General features: G+C 72.1%; 13 protein-coding genes. 3 read left to right on the top strand and 10 right to left on the bottom strand.

Annotated features, from left to right (window positions below; genetic code table 11):
- Positions 1-82 precede the first annotated feature (82 nt).
- Positions 83-2,545 carry a malto-oligosyltrehalose synthase gene (gene treY, locus OHA30_RS06270; protein WP_328912792.1) on the bottom strand — a complete coding sequence of 821 codons (2,463 nt, stop codon included), beginning with the start codon at positions 2,543-2,545 and terminating at the stop codon, positions 83-85.
- A gap of 64 nt (positions 2,546-2,609) precedes the next feature.
- On the bottom strand, positions 2,610-4,748 hold the full coding sequence (gene glgX, locus OHA30_RS06265; protein WP_328912791.1) for a glycogen debranching protein GlgX: 2,139 nt from the start codon (positions 4,746-4,748) through the stop codon (positions 2,610-2,612).
- 293 nt (positions 4,749-5,041) lie between these two features.
- Here glgX and OHA30_RS06260 point away from each other — a divergent pair, with 293 nt between their 5' ends.
- Complete coding sequence (locus OHA30_RS06260) at positions 5,042-6,262, top strand: SAV2148 family HEPN domain-containing protein (protein WP_328917758.1); 1,221 nt, start codon at positions 5,042-5,044, stop codon at positions 6,260-6,262.
- A 192-nt stretch (positions 6,263-6,454) separates the two neighbouring features.
- Complete coding sequence (locus OHA30_RS06255; RefSeq protein WP_328912790.1) at positions 6,455-7,153, top strand: 3'-5' exonuclease; 699 nt, start codon at positions 6,455-6,457, stop codon at positions 7,151-7,153.
- A 235-nt stretch (positions 7,154-7,388) separates the two neighbouring features.
- On the opposite strand, the gene OHA30_RS06250 is transcribed toward OHA30_RS06255, so the two are convergent.
- The gene (locus OHA30_RS06250; RefSeq protein WP_328912789.1) at positions 7,389-8,285 is read right to left on the bottom strand and encodes an aminoglycoside phosphotransferase family protein; all 897 of its coding nucleotides are present in this window, start codon (positions 8,283-8,285) and stop codon (positions 7,389-7,391) included.
- 203 nt (positions 8,286-8,488) lie between these two features.
- On the opposite strand from OHA30_RS06250, the gene OHA30_RS06245 reads away from it, so the two are divergent.
- Positions 8,489-8,755 carry an STAS domain-containing protein gene (locus OHA30_RS06245; protein ID WP_328912788.1) on the top strand — a complete coding sequence of 89 codons (267 nt, stop codon included), beginning with the start codon at positions 8,489-8,491 and terminating at the stop codon, positions 8,753-8,755.
- Here OHA30_RS06245 and OHA30_RS06240 read toward each other — a convergent pair.
- The 7 genes from OHA30_RS06240 to OHA30_RS06210 all read right to left on the bottom strand — a co-directional run bounded on the left by OHA30_RS06240 (position 8,639) and on the right by OHA30_RS06210 (position 17,576).
- Positions 8,639-9,694, bottom strand: coding sequence for a sigma-70 family RNA polymerase sigma factor (locus tag OHA30_RS06240; protein WP_328912787.1), 1,056 nt, complete (start codon positions 9,692-9,694; stop codon positions 8,639-8,641). The genes OHA30_RS06245 and OHA30_RS06240 overlap by 117 nt on opposite strands.
- Positions 9,695-9,773: 79 nt before the next feature.
- Positions 9,774-12,014: an MMPL family transporter gene (locus OHA30_RS06235; protein ID WP_328917757.1), complete on the bottom strand. Its 2,241-nt coding sequence runs from the start codon at positions 12,012-12,014 to the stop codon at positions 9,774-9,776.
- Positions 12,015-12,236: 222 nt separating this feature from the next.
- Positions 12,237-13,016: a sirohydrochlorin chelatase gene (locus OHA30_RS06230; RefSeq protein ID WP_328917756.1), complete on the bottom strand. Its 780-nt coding sequence runs from the start codon at positions 13,014-13,016 to the stop codon at positions 12,237-12,239.
- Between the two features lie 5 nt (positions 13,017-13,021).
- Positions 13,022-13,975 carry an ABC transporter permease gene (locus OHA30_RS06225; RefSeq protein WP_328912786.1) on the bottom strand — a complete coding sequence of 318 codons (954 nt, stop codon included), beginning with the start codon at positions 13,973-13,975 and terminating at the stop codon, positions 13,022-13,024.
- Entirely contained in the window at positions 13,962-14,756 is a 795-nt protein-coding gene (locus OHA30_RS06220; protein WP_328912785.1) for an ABC transporter ATP-binding protein, read from the bottom strand. Before OHA30_RS06220 ends, OHA30_RS06225 begins: the two co-directional genes overlap by 14 nt.
- 84 nt (positions 14,757-14,840) lie before the next feature.
- A complete protein-coding gene (locus OHA30_RS06215; RefSeq protein WP_328912784.1) occupies positions 14,841-15,977 on the bottom strand; it encodes an aliphatic sulfonate ABC transporter substrate-binding protein in 1,137 nt (378 codons plus the stop codon).
- Positions 15,978-16,223: 246 nt separating this feature from the next.
- Positions 16,224-17,576: a sulfate adenylyltransferase subunit 1 gene (locus tag OHA30_RS06210; protein WP_328912783.1), complete on the bottom strand. Its 1,353-nt coding sequence runs from the start codon at positions 17,574-17,576 to the stop codon at positions 16,224-16,226.
- Between the last annotated feature and the right edge of the window lie 2 nt (positions 17,577-17,578).

The following is a 17,578-nucleotide window of genomic DNA, read 5'->3' as shown; positions in this document are numbered from 1 at the left end:
CGGGTGGGAAACACCCCCATCACGGGCGTGGACGTTGTGGGGGGCGTCGGGGTAGGTGGACGTGGGCGCGCGCCGCAGGGGGTCAGCGGGGGGTCAGGAGGGCGACCGGGGAGGACGCCAGGAGGACCGACAGTGGGACGCGGCCTGAGTGGACGTTGGCGCCGAGCGAGTCGACCCAGTGGCCGGGCGGCAGCGTCAGCGACGTCTCGCGCCAGCCTCCCGCTTCCTCCAGGCGCCGGGAGAGCCGGGTGACGACGGTGAGGGCCCCGCCCCCGCGGAGGAAGGCGACACAGTGTTCGGCGGCAGGCCCCGAAGCGGGCAGTGGCTCGTAACGGCCGTTGGGCCCGTACCACTCGGGGTGGGCACGCCGCAGCCGCAGCGCCACCGCGGTGACCCGGAGCTTCGCCTCGTCGAGGTCGGCCGGCGGGACGCCGCCCAGCAGGCCGCGCAGTGTCCGCCCGACGCCGAAGCGGACCGTACCGGGCTCCGGCGCGTTCATCGTGCCGCGGTTGTCCGGGTCGACCAGGGTCCGCACCGGGAACTCCGTGCCCTGGTAGACGTCCGGCACGCCCGGCATCGTCAGGTGCAGCAGCGCCGCGCCCAGCGTGTTCACCGCGGCGTACGGCTCCAGCCGCGCGGAGAACTCGTCGATGTCGTGGACCTGCGCCCCGCAGGGCCCCTCGTCCGCGAAGTCGGCCACCGCCTCCTCGTACGCCTCGTCCTGTTCGGTCCAGGTCGTGTGCAGGCCGGCCTCGCGGACCGCCTTGAGAGTGGCCGGTATCAGCCGGTCGGGGTGGCAGAAGCCGAGGCCGACGGCGGTCTGGAAGACGGTGTACGCGGTGTGCTTGTCGGGCGCGGGCGGGGCGCCGAGGCGTTCGGCGCGCTCCGGGCGGGCGCCCATCCACTCCCGCCAGGCGTCCGGCATCTCGGAGAGCACGGCCAGCCGCAGCCGCAGGTCGGCGCTGTGCTTGGTGTCGTGGGTGGACAGCACCGTGCCGGTGGACGGCCGCTCGCCCAGGACGCGGGCGCAGTGCGCGTGGAACTCCTCCGGCGTGGTCGCCGGACACGCCGGGTCGCGGCCGACCTCGCACAGCGACAGCAGGGGGCCGTAGCGGTAGAAGGACATGTCCTCGACGGACTTGGCGTGCAGCGCGGAGGCGACCTGCGCGAACCGTACGGCGAAGTCGGCCGCGTCCTGCCCGGCCGCCCGGCCGAGCGCCAGGTCCCGTACGAAGTCCAGGACCGGGCCCAGCTCCGGCGGGCACGCGCGGCCGGCCTCCTCGGCGGCCTGGGACAGCAGCGCGGTGTCGGTGGCCGTGGCCGGGGCGCCCGGGCGTACATAGGGGCGGTAGACCGGGACGCGGACCAGGAGTTCGCGGATCGCGTCCTCCAGGAGGTCCGCGCGCACGGCGGAATCGGGCTCGTAAGGAGTGTCCTCCGGGAGGGCGGCCCTTACCCGGCGGGCGCCGCGGGCCAGCCGGGAGACCTCCGCGGCCAGGTCGTGGGTGACCACGCGGTACGCCGCCCGCCGGACGGTCGGCGCCCACCGGCCGCCGCGGTCGTCGGGAACACCGGTGAACTCCCGGTAGAAGTCGGCCAGCTCCGCGGCCCCGGCCGGGTCGGTGAACAGGCCGTCGATCCGGTCCAGCGAGTCGTACCCGGTGGTCCCCGCGCACGCCCAGTCCGCCGGCAGCGGCTCGTCGCGCTGGAGGATCTTCTCCACCACCGTCCAGCGCCCGCCGCTCGCCTCCGCCAGCCGCCGCAGATAGCCCGCCGGGTCCGCGAGGCCGTCCGGGTGGTCGATCCGCAGACCGTCCGCGACGCCCTCGCGCAGCAGCCGCAGCACCGTGGCGTGGGTGGCCTCGAAGACCTCGGGCCGCTCCACCCGGACCGCGATCAGCTCGGAGATGGTGAAGAAGCGGCGGTAGTTCAGCTCGGTGCGCGCCTGCCGCCAGTAGGCCGGCCGGTACCACTGCGCCGCCAGCAGCTCCGGCAGCGGCAGCTCCTCGGTGCCCGCCCGCAGCGGGAACCGGTGCTCGTAGTAGCGCAGCACCTTCCCGCCGGCCCGCTTGTCGTCGACGACCGCCAGCTCGCCCAGCGCGTCGGGCAGCGGCTCGCCGAGCACCGGCAGCAGCACCTTCCCGTCCGCCGCCGTCCAGTCGATGTCGAACCAGCCCGCGTACTCCGACGAGGGGCCGTCCCGCAGCACCGCCCACAGGGGGCCGTTCAGATACTCAGGGCAGGGCACCGCCATGTGGTTCGGCACGAAGTCCAGGATCAGCCCGAGGCCGTGCTCCCGGGCCGTACGGGACAGCTCGCGCAGCCCCTCCTCGCCGCCCAGCTCCGCGCGGACCCGGGTGTGGTCCACCACGTCGTACCCGTGGGTGGACCCCGGGACCGACTCCAGCACCGGCGACAGATGCAGATGGGTGACGCCCAGCTCGGCCAGGTACGGCACCGCCGCGGCCGTGTCGGCGAAGGTGAAGGCGGGCTGCACCTGCACCCGGTAGGTCGAGCCCGGCGGCGTCGAGGCGTCTTCGGTCATGGGGTCTTCTCTACCCCGCATCGGGCCTCCGGGCGCGCGGAAGGGGTCCGAACGGGCGCCGCCGTCAGTCCGCCGGCCGCTGGAGCACCACCATGCTGCGGTCGGCGAGCAGCAGCCGGTCGCCGGCCCGTACCCGCTCGCCCGTGCCCGGCGGCACCCCGTCGGGCCGCTCGGTGTCCACCACCAGCCGCCACTCCTTGCCGTGGTGCACCGGCACCACGAACTCCTGGGCGCGCTGAGCGGCGTTGAACATCAGCAGGAAGGAGTCGTCGGTGACCGGCTCGCCGCGCGGGCCCGGCTCGGAGATCGCGTTGCCGTTGAGGAAGACCACCAGCGACCGGGCGGACGCCGCCTGCCAGTCGCGCTGCGTCATCGCCTGGCCCTCTGAGGTGAACCAGGCGATGTCCGACAGCTCGTCGTGGGTGCCCTCCACCGGGCGGCCGTGGAAGAAGCGGCGGCGCCGGAAGACCGCGTGGTCGCGCCGCAGCCACACCATCGTCCGGACGAACTCGTGCAGCCGGTGCGCCTCGTCGTCCTCGGCGCCGGTGCCCGGCTTGCCCGGCCAGGACACCCACGCCACCTCGTTGTCCTGGCAGTAGGCGTTGTTGTTGCCGCCCTGGGTGCGGCCGAACTCGTCACCGTGGCTGAGCATCGGCACGCCCTGCGAGAGCATCAGGGTGGCCAGGAAGTTCCGCATCTGCCGCAGCCGCAGCGCCCGTACCTGCGGGTCCTCCGTCGGCCCCTCGGCCCCGCAGTTCCACGACCGGTTGAAGCTCTCGCCGTCCCGGTTGTTCTCGCCGTTGGCCTCGTTGTGCTTCTCGTTGTACGACACCAGGTCGCGCAGTGTGAAGCCGTCGTGGCAGGTGACGAAGTTGATGGACGCCAGCGGGCGCCGGCCGTCGTCCTGGTACAGGTCCGAGGAGCCGGTCAGCCGCGAGCCGAACTCCGCGAGCGTGGCGCTCTCCCCGCGCCACAGGTCCCGCACGGTGTCGCGGAACTTGCCGTTCCACTCCGTCCACAGCGGCGGGAAGTTGCCCACCTGGTAGCCGCCCTCGCCGACGTCCCAGGGCTCCGCGATCAGCTTCACCTGCGAGACCACCGGGTCCTGCTGCACCAGGTCGAAGAAGGACGACAGCCGGTCCACCTCGTGGAACTGCCGGGCCAAGGTGGCCGCCAGGTCGAAGCGGAAGCCGTCCACATGCATCTCGGTCACCCAGTAGCGCAGACTGTCCATGATCATCTGAAGGACGTGCGGGCTGCGCATCAGCAGCGAGTTGCCGGTGCCGGTGGTGTCCGTGTAGTAGCGCCTGTCACCGCCGAGCCGGTAGTACGAGGCGTTGTCCAGGCCGCGCAGCGACAGCGTCGGGCCCAGATGGCTGCCCTCGGCCGTGTGGTTGTAGACCACGTCGAGGATCACCTCGATACCGGCCCGGTGCAGCGCCCGTACCGCCGTCTTGAACTCCAGCACCTGCTGGCCCCGGTCGCCCAGCGAGCAGTAGTCGTGGTGCGGCGCGAAGAATCCGATCGTGTTGTAACCCCAGTAGTTCGCCAGCCCCGCGTCCGCCAGCCGGTGGTCCTGGATGAACTGGTGCACCGGCATCAGCTCCAGGGTGGTGACCCCGAGTTCCACCAGATGGCTGATCACGGACGGGTGGGCCAGGGCCGCGTAGGTGCCGCGGATCTCCTCGGGCAGCCCCGGATGGGTCATCGTCAGACCCTTCACATGGGCCTCGTAGATGACCGTCCGGTGGTAGTCGATCCGCGGCGCGCGGTCGTCCGCCCAGTCGAAGTACGGGTTGACCACCACCGAGGTCATCGTGTGCGGGGCGGAGTCCAGGTCGTTGCGCGAGTCGGGCTGGCCGAACCGGTAGCCGTAGACCGCCTCGTCCCAGTCGATGCCGCCGCTCATCGCCTTGGCGTAGGGGTCGAGCAGTAACTTGGCCGCGTTGCAGCGGTGGCCGCGGGCCGGTTCGTACGGTCCGTGCACCCGGAATCCGTACCGCTGGCCCGGCATCACCCCGGGCAGATAGGCATGGCGGACGAAGGCGTCCGCCTCGCGCAGCTCCACGGCCGTCTCCGAGCCGTCGTCGTGCAGCAGACACAGCTCGATCCGCGACGCCACCTCGGAGAAGACGGCGAAGTTGGTGCCCGCGCCGTCGAAGGTGGCGCCCAGGGGATAGGAATGACCCGGCCAGACTTGCATGTAGTGACTCTTCCCGTTCCGGACCGGTGTGTGCGGCGTGTGCCGCGTGTTCCGGCCAGATTCATTGCCGACGCTGCGTCAAATATGGATCAAAGGTGTAGCAATGGTGCATCCTCCCATCTGCCCACCCCTGGGTGACGTAGCCACAACAGACGGCTGTCGCAGGGGTGATGAGCTGATCCGTTAGTAGTCAAGTAAGGTCAACAGGGCTGCGACGCCCCCCGCACCGCAGTACCCTTCCTTGATCGTGGACGGGGGTGGGAGGCGGTGACGTGGAGACGTCCGGAGGTCTGATGCTCCCGGGTGGCGGTGAGCAGCGCGACCCGCACGAACCCACGCCCGAAGGGCTGCCCGGCGCGGTCACCCTCGCGGCCCCGCTGGAGATCGGCGCGGAGCTGGACTGGGGCGCCGAGGAATGGGCCGAGGTGCGCACCCGCGCCACCCGGGCCGGACGCGCCTATGTCTGGCTGAACCTTGTCGAGCAGCGGCTGCGCGCGGTCGTCAACGCCGTACTGCGCCCGATCTACGGGCCCGTGCACGGCGAGGAGTGGGTGGTCGCCGCCGCCGGCCCGGCCGGACACGAATGGGTGCAGCGGGCCGTCGCCGTACGGGAGGTCAGCCGCCGCAAGGGCTTTCTGCTCGACCCCGCCGACGACAATGTGCTCAGCTTTCTGACCCTGCCCCAGCTGCGGGAACTCGTCGTCCAGCACTGGCCCTGCTTCGAGCCCTACTTCGACGACCGGCGCGACCTCGAACTCGCCCTGGACGAGCTGGAGGTGGCCCGGCATGTCGTCTCCCGCAACCGGGCGCTGTCCAGGACCGTGCTGGACCAGGCCGAGCGGGCCTGCGCGAAGCTGCTCGAACTCCTCGGCTCGGGCCCGTCCCGTACGGTCGCGCAGCGGCTGCCGGTGGACGCCGTCGAGGAACTGGTCGCCGATCGCTACGCCGATGTGATCGGCGTGTACCCCGATCGGGTGAGGTTGCAGCGCCAACTGCCCGTCGAGGACCTCTTCTCCGACGCCCGCAGGCTCGACGCCATAGGCATCGGCCTCAATCTGCTGGTGCAGAACTTCTCCGGGCGCAGGCTGGTCCGGCTGGCCGAGTCCGGCTGCCGGGTGCGGCTGCTCTTCCTCAACCCCGCGAGCAGCGCGGTACGCCGCCGGGAGCGCGAACTCGGCCTCGGCCGCGGTGAGCTGAGCCGGTCGGTGGAGATGAACATCATGCACATGCGCCGGGTACGGGCGCGGCTGCGCGACCCGGGCGCCTTCGAGATCCAGGTCTACGACGAGACCCCCCGGTTCACCGGCTACCTCGTCGACGGCGACAGCGGCGACGGACTCGGGGTCGTCCAGACGTATCTGCGCCGGGCCCGCGGCATGGAGGTGCCGGTGATCCTGCTGCGCGGCGGCTCCCGCCGGGTGGTGGAGAGCGACAGGCCCGCGGAGAGCGGCCTGTTCGAGGTCTACCGCGAGGAGTTCGACGGCATCTGGGCGGATTCGCGGCCGGTGTCCTGAACGTCCGCCGGCCGGACACCCCGGACACCCCGGACACCCCGGACACCCCGGACACCCCGGACACCCCGGACACCCCGGACACCCCGGCCGGCGCCCCGGGCCCGGCCGCCGCTGCCGGCTGCCCGTGGACTGTCAGTGGGGCACGCGATGATGACAGGGCACACAGGGGGAATCGGGTGGGAAGGACTCGCCATGGCATGGCACGAGGATCTGCTGGTCGGCTTCGATCTGGAGACCACGGGGACGGACCCGCGTGAGGCGCGGATCGTGACGGCGGCGGTCACCGAGGTGAAGGGCGGCGAGCCGGTGCGGCACCGGGCGTGGCTCGCCGATCCGGGGGTGCCGATTCCCGCGGAGACCACGGCGATACACGGGGTCAGCACCGAGCGGGCCGCCGCGCAGGGGCGCCCGGCGCCGGAGGTTGTCGCCGAGGTCGGCGACGCGCTGCGGGAGTACTGGGCGGCCGGGGTGCCGGTCGTCGTCTACAACGCGCCCTTCGACCTCACCCTCCTGGACGAGGAGTTGCGGCGGTACGCGCTGCCCCCGCTGTCCCTGGGCGGAGCCCGGACAGGGCCCGTGATCGACCCGCTGGTCATCGACCGGGCGCTGGACAAGTACCGGCGCGGCAAGCGCACCCTGGAGGCGGCCTGCGGGGTGTACGGGGTGGTGCTGGACGGGGCGCACGAGGCGGGGGCGGACGCGCTGGCGGCGGTACGGGTCGCCCGGGCGCTGGCGGCGCGGTTCCCCGCGGCGGGGGAGGTCGGGGCGTGGGAGCTGCACGCGGCGCAGCGTGACTGGTACGCGGCGTGGGCGGCGGATTTCCAGGCGTGGCTGCGGAAGAAGGGGTCGGCCGACGCCGGGATAGACGGCGGGTGGCCCCTGCGGGGCTGACGCGGGGTGCACCCTGCCCGCGCCGGCAGGCGCGGGCAACGCCCCCCAGGGGGTTGGCTAGAAGCTCAGGGGGCTAGTGCCGTGACCGGAAAGGTTCACCGCTTCGCGACGCCCTGCACGGCACCTCGCTGCGTTGTCGAAGTCGCCCGAGTACGCCCAGTACGAGGGCGATTCTCCGCCTTGCGATGCACCGCACCGGACGCCGCGAACCAGGCAAACCTTTCCGGCCACGGCACTAGAAGGAGTACCAGCGGACCGTGGGGTCCGCCGCGCGCAGCGACGCGACACGGCGGCGGAACTCCGTACGGGCCGCCGGATTGGCGGGCGCGTGCTGCGCGACCCACGCGCAACTCGCCGTCTCCCGCGCCCCCCGCAGGACTTCGTGCCCGTCCCACGCCGTCACATCCCACCCGTACGCCGCGGTGAACGCGTCGTACGCCGCCGGATCGACCCCGTACCGGTCCCGGCTCAGCGCCTGCACGACCAGATCGTGCTCCCGCAGGTCCGAGGAGAAGGTCTCCAGGTCGACCAGGACCGGCCCGTCCGGCCCGATGTGCACATTGCGCGGCAGCGCGTCCCCGTGGATCGGCCCCCGCGGCAGCTGCGGCACCAACTCGGCCGCCGACTGCGCGAATCCGTCCCTGCGCCGGCGCAGGAACGCCGCGTCGGACGGGTCGATCGCGTCGCCCGCGATCCGCAGCCAGCGCTCCACCCCGCCGAGCAGGTCACGCGGCGGCAGCCCGAAGTCCGGCTCGGGCAGGGCGTGCACGAGCCGCAGCAGCGGTGCCACGTCGGCCGGCTCGGCGGGCCGCAGCGACTCGGGCAGCCGCTGCCAGTAGGTGATCGGGTGTCCGTCCACCAGCCGCACCTCGGACTCCGCCGAACGCACCGCGGGCACATCGTGCTTGGCCAGCCAGTCCGCGGTACGCACTTCACGGCGGGCGCGGTCGAGCAGATCGGCGCCGCGGCCCACCTTGATCACCAGCCGGCCGGCGGCGAAGACCGCGTTCTCCCCGAAGGAGAGCAGATCGGCCTCCGGATGCCCGGCGGCCTCCAGCACCGCCCGCGCCCGCTCCTGCGTGAACACCGCGTCCGCCATGCCCAGCCTCTCGATTCGCCGCCTGCCTGCCATGAGTCCCACCCGCATATGCCCGTGTCAACGGCCGTTCGGTCGGACATGGCAAGTCTCGCATCCACGGCTCCCGGAATCGCTCCGGGTTTCCTGGTAATCCGCCGAAATCCGTTGCGCATACGTACCCGTGCGGACGATGAGTTACGACCCTACGGCCGGTCGGTATCCCTGTGGGCCCTCTTGGCGGGACCTGAGAGCCGGAGATGGAGGCAACAGTGACGGCGACGGCCTCCAGGTCGTACGAAGGCGCGGGGCGGCCCGTGGTGGTCGTGGACGCGGGCGGCCTCGAAGGACTCGGCGCGGTCGCCGCGCTGGCCAGGCTGCGGCTGGCCGCGCGCAGGAACGGCCGCCGGCTACGGCTGCGCGGCGCCTCGCCCGGGCTGCGCGCCCTCCTCGAACTGACCGGCCTCGCCGGGGAGTTCGAGTGGGAGCCCGAAGAGGGGACAGAGCCGCTCGACGTCGAGGAATGAATTGAGCCCGGTGATCCGGCCGTCGCTGATCTCCAGCACCTGGAGCGCCCAGGCCCGGTGCCCGCCGTCGGGCCCGCCGGGGCGGTACTGGGCGAAGCCGGGACAGCCGTTGGCCGACACCGGCAGCAGCCGCGAGCCCCGGCAGCCGATGCCGGGACCCAGCAACCACGCGCGTATGTCCTCGTGCCCGCGCAGCCACATGGGGAAGGGCGGCATGGAGAGGGTCGCGTCCTCGTGCAGCAGACTGGTGAGCGCGTCCAGGTCGTACCGCTCGAAGGCGTCGACATAGCGGTCGAGCAGCGCCTGCCGCTCCTCGTCCATCTCCTGCGCGGATGCGTCCGCGGAGGAACCGACCCCCGCCGCGGCCAGGGTGGCGCGGGCCCGCTGGAGGGCGCTGTTGACCGAGGCGACCGTGGTGTCCAGCAGCTCCGCGGTCTCGGCGGCCTTCCAGGCCAGCACCTCGCGCAGTATCAGCACCGCCCGCTGCCGGGGCGGCAGATGCTGGAGGGCGGCGACGAAGGCCAGCCGGACGCTCTCGCGCGAGACCACCACGTCGGCCGGGTCGCCGGAGGACGGCAGCACCCGTACGTCCGGCACCGGCTCGATCCAGACCGACTCCGCGGTCATGGCGGGCAGCGTCGCGTCCGCGTGCGAGGCGGGGGACAGGTCCATCGGCCGGGCCCGCCGCTTGCCCGCGTGCAGGCTGTCCAGGCAGACGTTCGTCGCGATCCGGTACAGCCACGACCGCAGGCTGGCGCGGCCCTCGAACCGGTCCGCGGCCCGCCAGGCCCGGATCAGCGTCTCCTGCACCGCGTCCTCGGCCTCGAAGGCGGAGCCGAGCATCCGGTAGCAGTACCCGGTCAGCTCGGCCCGGTGCTCCTCCAGACGCGGCTCGATCCCGTCGGCCGCAGTGCCGCTGGTGCTCTCCCGTACGGTCATGGTTTCACCGTACCCGGGGCCACTGACAGTGCCCCCGCACCGGACGGCGCGGGGGCACTGCTGAGGAAGTAAGGCCAGGTCAGACATGCTGCCCGGCCGGTTGGGCGGTGTCGGGGACCGCGGCCGGGGGCTGCGGCAGGGCCGACTCGTCGTGCGTGAGGTCCGGCATCCGCCGCAGCCAGCGCGGCAGGTACCAGTTGCGCTCGCCGAGCAGGGTCATGACCGCCGGGAGGAGCACCCCGCGGATGATCGTGGCGTCGATCAGCACCGCGAAGGCCAGGCCGACACCCATCTGCTTCATGCTCTGCATCGACAGCGTCCCGAAGATCGCGAAGACCGCGACCATGATGACGGCGGCGCTGGTGACCACGCCCGCGGTGGTGGTGATGCCGTGCTCGATGGCGCCGCGGGTGGTCAGCCCCCGTTGGCGGGCCTCACGGATCCGGGAGACCACGAACACGTGGTAGTCCATGCTCAGCCCGAACAGGATCACGAAGAGGAACAGCGGCAGCCAGGCCACCACCGTGCCGGTGCCGCTCGCGCCGACCAGCGAGGCGCCCCAGCCGTGCTGGAAGACCATGGTCAGCACACCGTAGGCCGCGCCCACCGACAGCAGGTTGAGCGCGATCGAGGTCAGCGCGATGGTCAGCGACCGGAAGGACAGCAGCATCAGCAGGAAGGCGAAGACCGTCACGAAGGCGAACACCGGCGGCACACTGCTGGTGATCTTGTGGGTGAAGTCCATCGACCCGGCTGTCTCACCGGTGATCGGCGCCCGGAGCCCGGCGACCTTGCCGAGCGTGTCGGGCCGTACGTGGTCGCGCAGCAGGTGGACGTCGGCCTCGGCCTTGGTGTGGTCGGTGCCGCCGGCCAGCGGTACGTCGATCACCGCGACGTTCTCCCGGGCGTGCACGGTCACGGTCACCGGGCCCTTGCTGGCGCCGGAGGAGACCGCCCGGTCGCGGAAGCCGGCGATGGCCTTCCTGACCTCGGGCGCGTCGATCGCGTCGGCCTTGACCACCACATGGGCCGGGTCGGGCCCGCCGGGGAAGGCGGTGTTGATGTGGTCGTACGTCTTGATGATCGGCAGACTGTCGCCCAGTTCCTGGTCCATGGACAGGTTCGCGGTGTGCATACCGAAGGCGGGCAGGGCGATGGCCACCAGGGCGCCGCCCGCGACCAGCACCGCGATCTTCGGGCTGCGCAGCACCGGGCGCAGCACGGTCCGCCAGAAGCGGCTGCTGCCGGTGCCCCCGGTACGGCGGCCGCGGGACCTGCCGATCCGGCCCAGGAACGGGATACGGCCCTTCTCGACCCTCGCGCCGAGCAGTGAGAGCAGCGCGGGCAGCACCGTCACCGAACCGAACATCGCGATGGCGACGACGATCATCGTGGCCACGCCCATCGCCTTGAAGTCCCCGATGCCGGTGAAGAGCATGCCGGCCATGGCCACGATCACGGTGATGCCGGAGATCAGGATCGCCCGCCCCGAGGTCGCGGCGGCGATCCGCAGCGCGGTCTCGGCGTCGTGCCCGGCCGCCCGCTCCTCGCGTTCGCGGCGCAGGTAGAACAGGCAGTAGTCGACGCCGACGGCCAGACCCACCAGCAGCATCACCGAGTTGGCGGTGTCGCTCATCGGCACGGCGTGGCTGACCATCGCCACCACGCCGCCCGCGGCCAGGAAGGCCGTCAGCGCCAGCGCCACCGGCAGCAGCGCGGCGACCAGCGCCCCGAAGGCGACCAGCAGGATGGCCAGCGCCACCGGCACCGCGGAGTACTCGGCGGTCTTGAAGTCGTCACCGAAGGCGTTGTTGAGCGCCTTGTCGGCGCTGGCGTCGCCGAACTCCTCGATCCGCAGGTCCGGATGGCGTCCCTGGACCTTCTCCACCGCGTCCAGCACCGGCTGCACGCGGTCGGCCGCGGTGTCCGGGTCGCCCCGCAGATCGAACCGCACCAGGGCGGAACGCTGATCGGCCGAGATCGACTTGGTGGTGTACGGCGAGGTCACCGCCGTGACCAGCCCGGTGCCCCGGACCGTGTCGACCACGTCGCCGACGGCGGTGCGGAAGGCCGGGTCGGTGGCCTTTCCGGCCTTGGACTGCACGAGGACCATCTCGCCCGCCGCGGACTTGAGCCCGGCGTCGTCCTGGATCGTGGCGGCCTGGGAGACCTCGCCGGGCATCGACCGGTCCTGGTCGAGGTCGACCCGGCCGGCCGACTGGCCGATGAACATCGCGAGCATGACGAAGAGCAGCCATCCGCCCACCGCCGCCCAGCGGTGGCGGGCGCTCCAACTGGCCATCGCCGCCGCGATTCCCATCCTGCTGCCGTGTGCGCGTACGCGACTCACGGGAATGCCCCCTTGAAGGTTCGTCCTGGGTGGCGGCCGGACGCCGCTCTTTCCACCCATGACGCTATGGGGCCCGGGGGCATCCACCCATCCGGCCAACCGGTGACTTCAGGGAGGGCGTTCTCCCCCTCAGGGGTGGGGACAACCCCACCTCTGACCTGGGAGATGGCCCCTACACGTATCCCGTCCGGCTCAGGCCGCGACGGCCTGCCGGGCGGGCAGCAGCGCCTGGTCGTAGCGCCGCAGCAGCAGCCTGGCCACCTCGGGGGCGGCGCCCAGCACCGGCGCCAGCAGATCGGCCCCGGCCTCCCGGGCGCCGCGCGCGATCCGGTCCGGCAGGAAGCCGGGCGCGATGACGTACGGCGCCACCGCGATCCGGCGGACGCCCTCGGCGCGCAGGGCGCGTACCGCGTCCTCGGTGCGCGGCAGGGACGCGGAGGCGAACGCGGGCCGCACGGCGCACCAACCGGTACGCCGCCACTCCCGCGCGATTTCAGCGATCACCGCGCTCGCCTCCGGATCGGTGGAGCCCGCCGAGGCCAGCACGACGCCGGTCGACGGGCGGTCGCCGGGCCGCAGCCCGGCCTCGTACAGCCGCCGTTCCAGGGCGGCCGTCAGCAGCGGGGACGGGCCGAGCACATCGGCGGTACGCAGCCGCAGTCCCGGCAGACCCGCCGTGGACTCCCGCAGGACGGCCGGGATGTCGGTCTTGGCGTGGAAGGCCCGGGTCAGCAGCAGCGGCAGCGCCACCGCGTCCCGTACGCCGTCGGCCGCCAGCCGGCGCACGGCCAGCGGCACCGAGGGCGCGCGGAAGTCCAGGAACGCGGTCTCCACGCGCAGGCCCGGCCGGGCCGCCCCGACCCGCTCCGTCAGCGCGCGTACGGTCGCGGCGTGCCGCGGGTCGCGGGAGCCGTGCGCGATGACGAGCAGCGGGGGAAGGGCGCCCTGGCCGGGCCGGTGGTACAGGTGCACGGTGGTCACTGGCTCCTGGCGGACAGTCCGCGGGTGCGCAGGACCCAGCGCTCCAGCGGGCTGAAGATGATCTGGTCGATGGCGATACCGACGAAGAGGATCAGCAGGATGCCCAGGAAGACGCCCGCCATGTCGGAGCCCTCGCGCATGTTCTCCAGATAACGGCCCAGGCCCACGCCCAGGTCGGGCGAGGAGGCGATCAGCTCGGCGGCCATCAGCGACCGCCAGGAGAACGCCCAGCCCTGCTTGAGGCCCGCCACGTACCCCGGCAGCGCGGCCGGCAGCAGGATGTACCAGGCGCCGCGCAGCCCGGTCGCGCCGATGGTCCGGCCGGCCCGCAGATACAGCGGCGGGACCTGGTCGATGCCGGAGACCAGGCCGTTGGCGATCGAGGGCACCGCGCCCAGCAGGATCACCGCGTACATCGACGAGTCGTTGATGCCCAGCCAGATCACCGCGGCCGGCACCCACGCCACCGACGGCAGCGACTGGAGTCCGGACAGGATCGGACCGATCGCGGCCCGGACGAACGACACCCGGGCCACCAGCAGACCCAGCGGGGTGCCGATCACCAGCGCGGCGAGGAAGCCCAGCAGGCCGCGCTCCACGCTGGTCCAGATGATGGTGAGCAGGTCGCCCGAGTTCCAGCGGTCGCTGAGCGCCTGGCCCACCGCGGAGGGGCTGGGCAGCTTGGTCGGGTCGGCGACCTTGCCCCAGGAGGCCAGCTGCCACACCACCAGGACCAGCGCGATCGCGCTGAGCGGCGGCAGTACCTTCTTCAGCAGCAGCTGCCCGACCGGGGCCCGGCCGACCGTGACGGTCTCCAGCGCGTCCAGGCCCGCCTCCAGGCCGGACAGATCCCGTTCGCCCGCCGCCTTCTCCAGGGCGACGGCCTCTTCCGCGGCGGCGGGGGCGGAACCGCCGCCCGCCTCTTCCGTGCCCGTCTCAGTGCTGGCCATGGCGGCGGATCTCCCCACGCAGTTCTTCGGTGATCTCGACGGACAGATCCGCCACGGCCGCGTCCTCGATCCGGCGCGGCTGCGGGATGCCGATCGTCCACTCACGGGCGATCCGCCCCGGCCGGGAGGACAGCAGCACGACCCGCTGGGCGAGCCGTACCGCCTCCCGGACGTTGTGCGTCACGAACAGCACCGACAGGTCGGTCTCCGACCAGATCCGGGTCAGCTCGTCGTGCAGCACATCCCTGGTGATCGCGTCCAGAGCCGCGAACGGCTCGTCCATCAGCAGCAGCTGGCTGTCCTGCGCCAGCGCCCTGGCCAGCGCCACCCGCTGCCGCATCCCGCCGGACAGCTCGTGCACCCGCTTGCCGTACGCACCCGTGAGCCGGACCAGTTCGAGCAGCCGCTCGGCCTCCGGGCGGCGCTCCTCGCGCGGCACCCCGCGCAGCCGCAGGGTCAGTTCGATGTTCTTGCCCGCGGTCAGCCACGGGAAAAGGGCGTGCTCCTGGAACATCAGGGCCGGCCGGCCGCCGGGGGTGGCGATGGTCCCGACGGACGGCTTGTCCAGGCCCGCCACCAGATTGAGCAGCGTCGACTTTCCGCACCCCGAGGCCCCCAGCAGGCAGACGAACTCACCGGGTCGTACGTCGAGCGTGATGTCGTCCAGCACGAGCTGCTGGGCGCCGGGCCTGCCGAATGCCTTCGACACATGGTCCAGCCGTGCCGCGTGGGCGGTCGGCTCCGCGGTGGGCGCGGCGGCACTGGTCAGAGTGTCGGCCATGGGTGTCACCTCCTGGGGTCCTCGGGTGCGGATGCGGATGCGGACTGCTACGGACTGCTATGGACTGTTACGGATGTCCGGCCGTCACTGCTTGCCGAGCCCCGCGGCGTCGACGGTGGGCTGTCCCGCTTCCTTGAGGACCTTGTTGAGCAGCGTGAGGTCGTACAGGCCGTTCAGGTTCGGCGACTTGAGCAGACCGGCCGACACCGCGTGCGCGGCCTCCTCCTGGGCGGTCTTGGCCAGCGGGTCGTCGGTCACCTCGATGGACTGCCAGGCCGGGTCCAGGACGTCCGCCGGCAGCGCCTTCTGCGTCAGCTGCTCCAGTTCGGCGTTCGCGTCCGCCTTGGCCTGGTCGGAGTTGGCCTTGATCCACGCGTTGGTCTTCACCGAACCGCGCAGCACCGCCTCCACCACGTCCGGGTGCGCGTTCAGGAACTTCTGGGACACGATCACATTGGTGATCACGAACTTGTTGTCCGGCCACAGCGTGCTCTCGTCCAGCAGCACCTTCGCGCCCTCGGCCACCAGCTTGGACGCGGTCGGCTCCGGCACCCACGCGCCGTCGATCGAGCCGCTCTTGTACGCGTCCGGGGTGATCTTGTTGTCGGTGCGGACGACCGAGACATCGCCCTTGCCGCTCTGCGCGTCGACCTTCCAGCCCTTGGAGGCGATCCAGTTCAGCAGCGCCACGTCCTGGGTGTTGCCGAGCTGGGGGGTGGCGATCTTCTTGCCCTTGATGTCGTCCAGGGTCTTGATCTTCTTGGGGTTGACAACGAGCTTGACGCCGCCGGAGGCCGAGCCGGAGATGATCCGCAGGTTGGTCCCGTTGGACTTGGTGAAGCCGTTGATCGACGGGGAGGGGCCGATCCAGCCGATGTCGATCGAACCGGCGTTCAGCGCCTCGATCTCGGCCGGGCCCGCGTTGAAGGTCAGTTCCTTGATGGACGTGCCGCCCAGTTCCTTCTGGAAGATGCCTTCCTTCAGGCCCACCAGCGCGGTGGCGTGGGTCAGGTTCGGGAAGTAGCCGATCTTCACCTCGTCGGCGGAGAGCTTCTTGGTACCGGCGGTGGTCGGGGCGACCGTCGGGTCGCTCTCGGCCTTGTCGGAGCCGTAGCCGCAGGCGGCCAGTGCGCCGACGAGTATCGGCAGGGTGGCGGCCGCGGCGACAAGTCTGCGGCGGCGGGCGGAGGAGCGGGACGCGGAGCGGTCAAGGGCAGACACGGAGGTGTCCTCTCGTAAGGCCCGGCGTGTCGCGCGCTGGATCAGAGCCAGCGCACGGCCGGAAGTTCGTCAGGTCTTCGGAAGCGGTGCGACAGGGGTACGGCGGCGGGCACGGTCGGACCGTGTCCCGCGGCCGGGGGAGTCAGCGCGCACATCGCGCGACCCCGCCCGTACCCGAGCCGAGCGAGCCGCTGCCGACGCGCCCGCCCTCCTTCGCGAAACCGGAGAAGGCTTCCTGAGCCATCGTCAGAAGTCCCATCCTTCGTCGTCGGCCGCGGCGTCCGCGGCCGGAATCTTTTCGGCGAACGCCTCGCCCGCCATCCCGGCGGTCAGCGTGGTGCCGTCCGCGGGGTCGATCAGCAGGAAGGACCCGGTCAGCCGGGAGTCGGCGTAGGCGTCCATCGGCAGCGGCTCCGCGGTCCGCAGCACCACCGCGCCGATGTCGTTGACCTCAAGCGCGGCCGGGGCGTTCTCGTGCGCGAGGCCGGCCGACAGGTCGATCCGGTACGGCAGCGCCTTGACGATCGCCTTCACCGTCCGCGTCGCGTGCTTGAGCAGCACCCGCTCGCCGACCCGCAGCGGCCGCTCGTGCAGGTGGCACACCGTGGCCGTGACGTCCTGGGTGACGGCCGGGGCGGTCGCGGTCGGCGCGATCAGGTCGCCGCGCGAGACATCCAGGTCGTCGGCGAGCAGCACGGTCACCGACTGCGGCGCCCACGCGGTGTCCACACTCTGCCCGAGCAGGTCGATCCCGGAGATCGTGGTGGTACGGCCGGACGGCAGTACGGTCACCGGCTCGCCGACCCGCAGCAGCCCGGAGGCGATCTGGCCCGCGTAGCCGCGGTAGTCGGGGTGCTCGGCGGTCTGCGGGCGGATCACGTACTGCACGGGGAAGCGCGGCGGGCAGCCGGCCAGGTCGTGGCTGACCGGGACCGTCTCCAGGTGTTCGAGCACGGTCGGGCCGCCGTACCAGTCCATGTTGGCGGACGGCTCGACCACGTTGTCCCCGGCCAGCGCGGAGATCGGGATCGCCGTGATGTCGGGCACGCCCAGCGAGGCCGCGTAGGCGGTGAACTCCTCGGCGATGGCGGCGAAGACCGGCTCCGCGTAGTCGACCAGGTCCATCTTGTTGACGGCCAGCACCACGTGCGGGACGCGCAGCAGCGCGGCGACGGCGGCGTGCCTGCGGGTCTGCTCGACCACGCCGTTGCGCGCGTCGACCAGCACCACGGCCAGTTCTGCGGTCGAGGCGCCGGTCACCATGTTGCGGGTGTACTGCACATGGCCGGGCGTGTCGGCCAGGATGAACCGGCGGCGCGCGGTGGCGAAGTAGCGGTAGGCGACGTCGATGGTGATGCCCTGCTCGCGCTCGGCCCGCAGGCCGTCGGTGAGCAGCGCGAGGTCGGGCGCCTCCTGGCCGCGGCCCAGGGAGGCCCGCTCGACGGCTTCGAGCTGGTCGGTGAGGACCGACTTGGAGTCGTGCAGCAGCCGGCCCACCAGGGTGGACTTGCCGTCGTCCACGGAACCGGCGGTGGCGAAACGCAGCAGGGTGGTCGCCGACAGCTGCTCGGCGGTGAGCGGACTCGTGGTGCTCGTCATGG

This window comes from Streptomyces sp. NBC_00223 (assembly GCF_036199905.1).
Lineage (GTDB): Bacteria > Actinomycetota > Actinomycetes > Streptomycetales > Streptomycetaceae > Actinacidiphila.
The sequence above is the reverse complement of the archived record's forward strand: the minus strand, read 5'-3'. Positions and strand labels throughout refer to the sequence as shown.

Excerpts from the sequence above, each read along its gene's own strand:
- treY (WP_328912792.1), bottom strand. The coding sequence starts at position 2,545 with ATGACCGAAGACGCCTCGACGCCGCCGGGCTCGACCTACCGGGTGCAG.
- glgX (WP_328912791.1), bottom strand. The coding sequence starts at position 4,748 with ATGCAAGTCTGGCCGGGTCATTCCTATCCCCTGGGCGCCACCTTCGAC.
- OHA30_RS06260 (WP_328917758.1), top strand. The coding sequence starts at position 5,042 with ATGCTCCCGGGTGGCGGTGAGCAGCGCGACCCGCACGAACCCACGCCC.
- OHA30_RS06255 (WP_328912790.1), top strand. The coding sequence starts at position 6,455 with ATGGCATGGCACGAGGATCTGCTGGTCGGCTTCGATCTGGAGACCACG.
- OHA30_RS06250 (WP_328912789.1), bottom strand. The coding sequence starts at position 8,285 with ATGGCAGGCAGGCGGCGAATCGAGAGGCTGGGCATGGCGGACGCGGTG.
- OHA30_RS06245 (WP_328912788.1), top strand. The coding sequence starts at position 8,489 with ATGGAGGCAACAGTGACGGCGACGGCCTCCAGGTCGTACGAAGGCGCG.
- OHA30_RS06240 (WP_328912787.1), bottom strand. The coding sequence starts at position 9,694 with ATGACCGTACGGGAGAGCACCAGCGGCACTGCGGCCGACGGGATCGAG.
- OHA30_RS06235 (WP_328917757.1), bottom strand. The coding sequence starts at position 12,014 with ATGGGAATCGCGGCGGCGATGGCCAGTTGGAGCGCCCGCCACCGCTGG.
- OHA30_RS06225 (WP_328912786.1), bottom strand. The coding sequence starts at position 13,975 with ATGGCCAGCACTGAGACGGGCACGGAAGAGGCGGGCGGCGGTTCCGCC.
- OHA30_RS06220 (WP_328912785.1), bottom strand. The coding sequence starts at position 14,756 with ATGGCCGACACTCTGACCAGTGCCGCCGCGCCCACCGCGGAGCCGACC.
- OHA30_RS06210 (WP_328912783.1), bottom strand. The coding sequence starts at position 17,576 with ATGACGAGCACCACGAGTCCGCTCACCGCCGAGCAGCTGTCGGCGACC.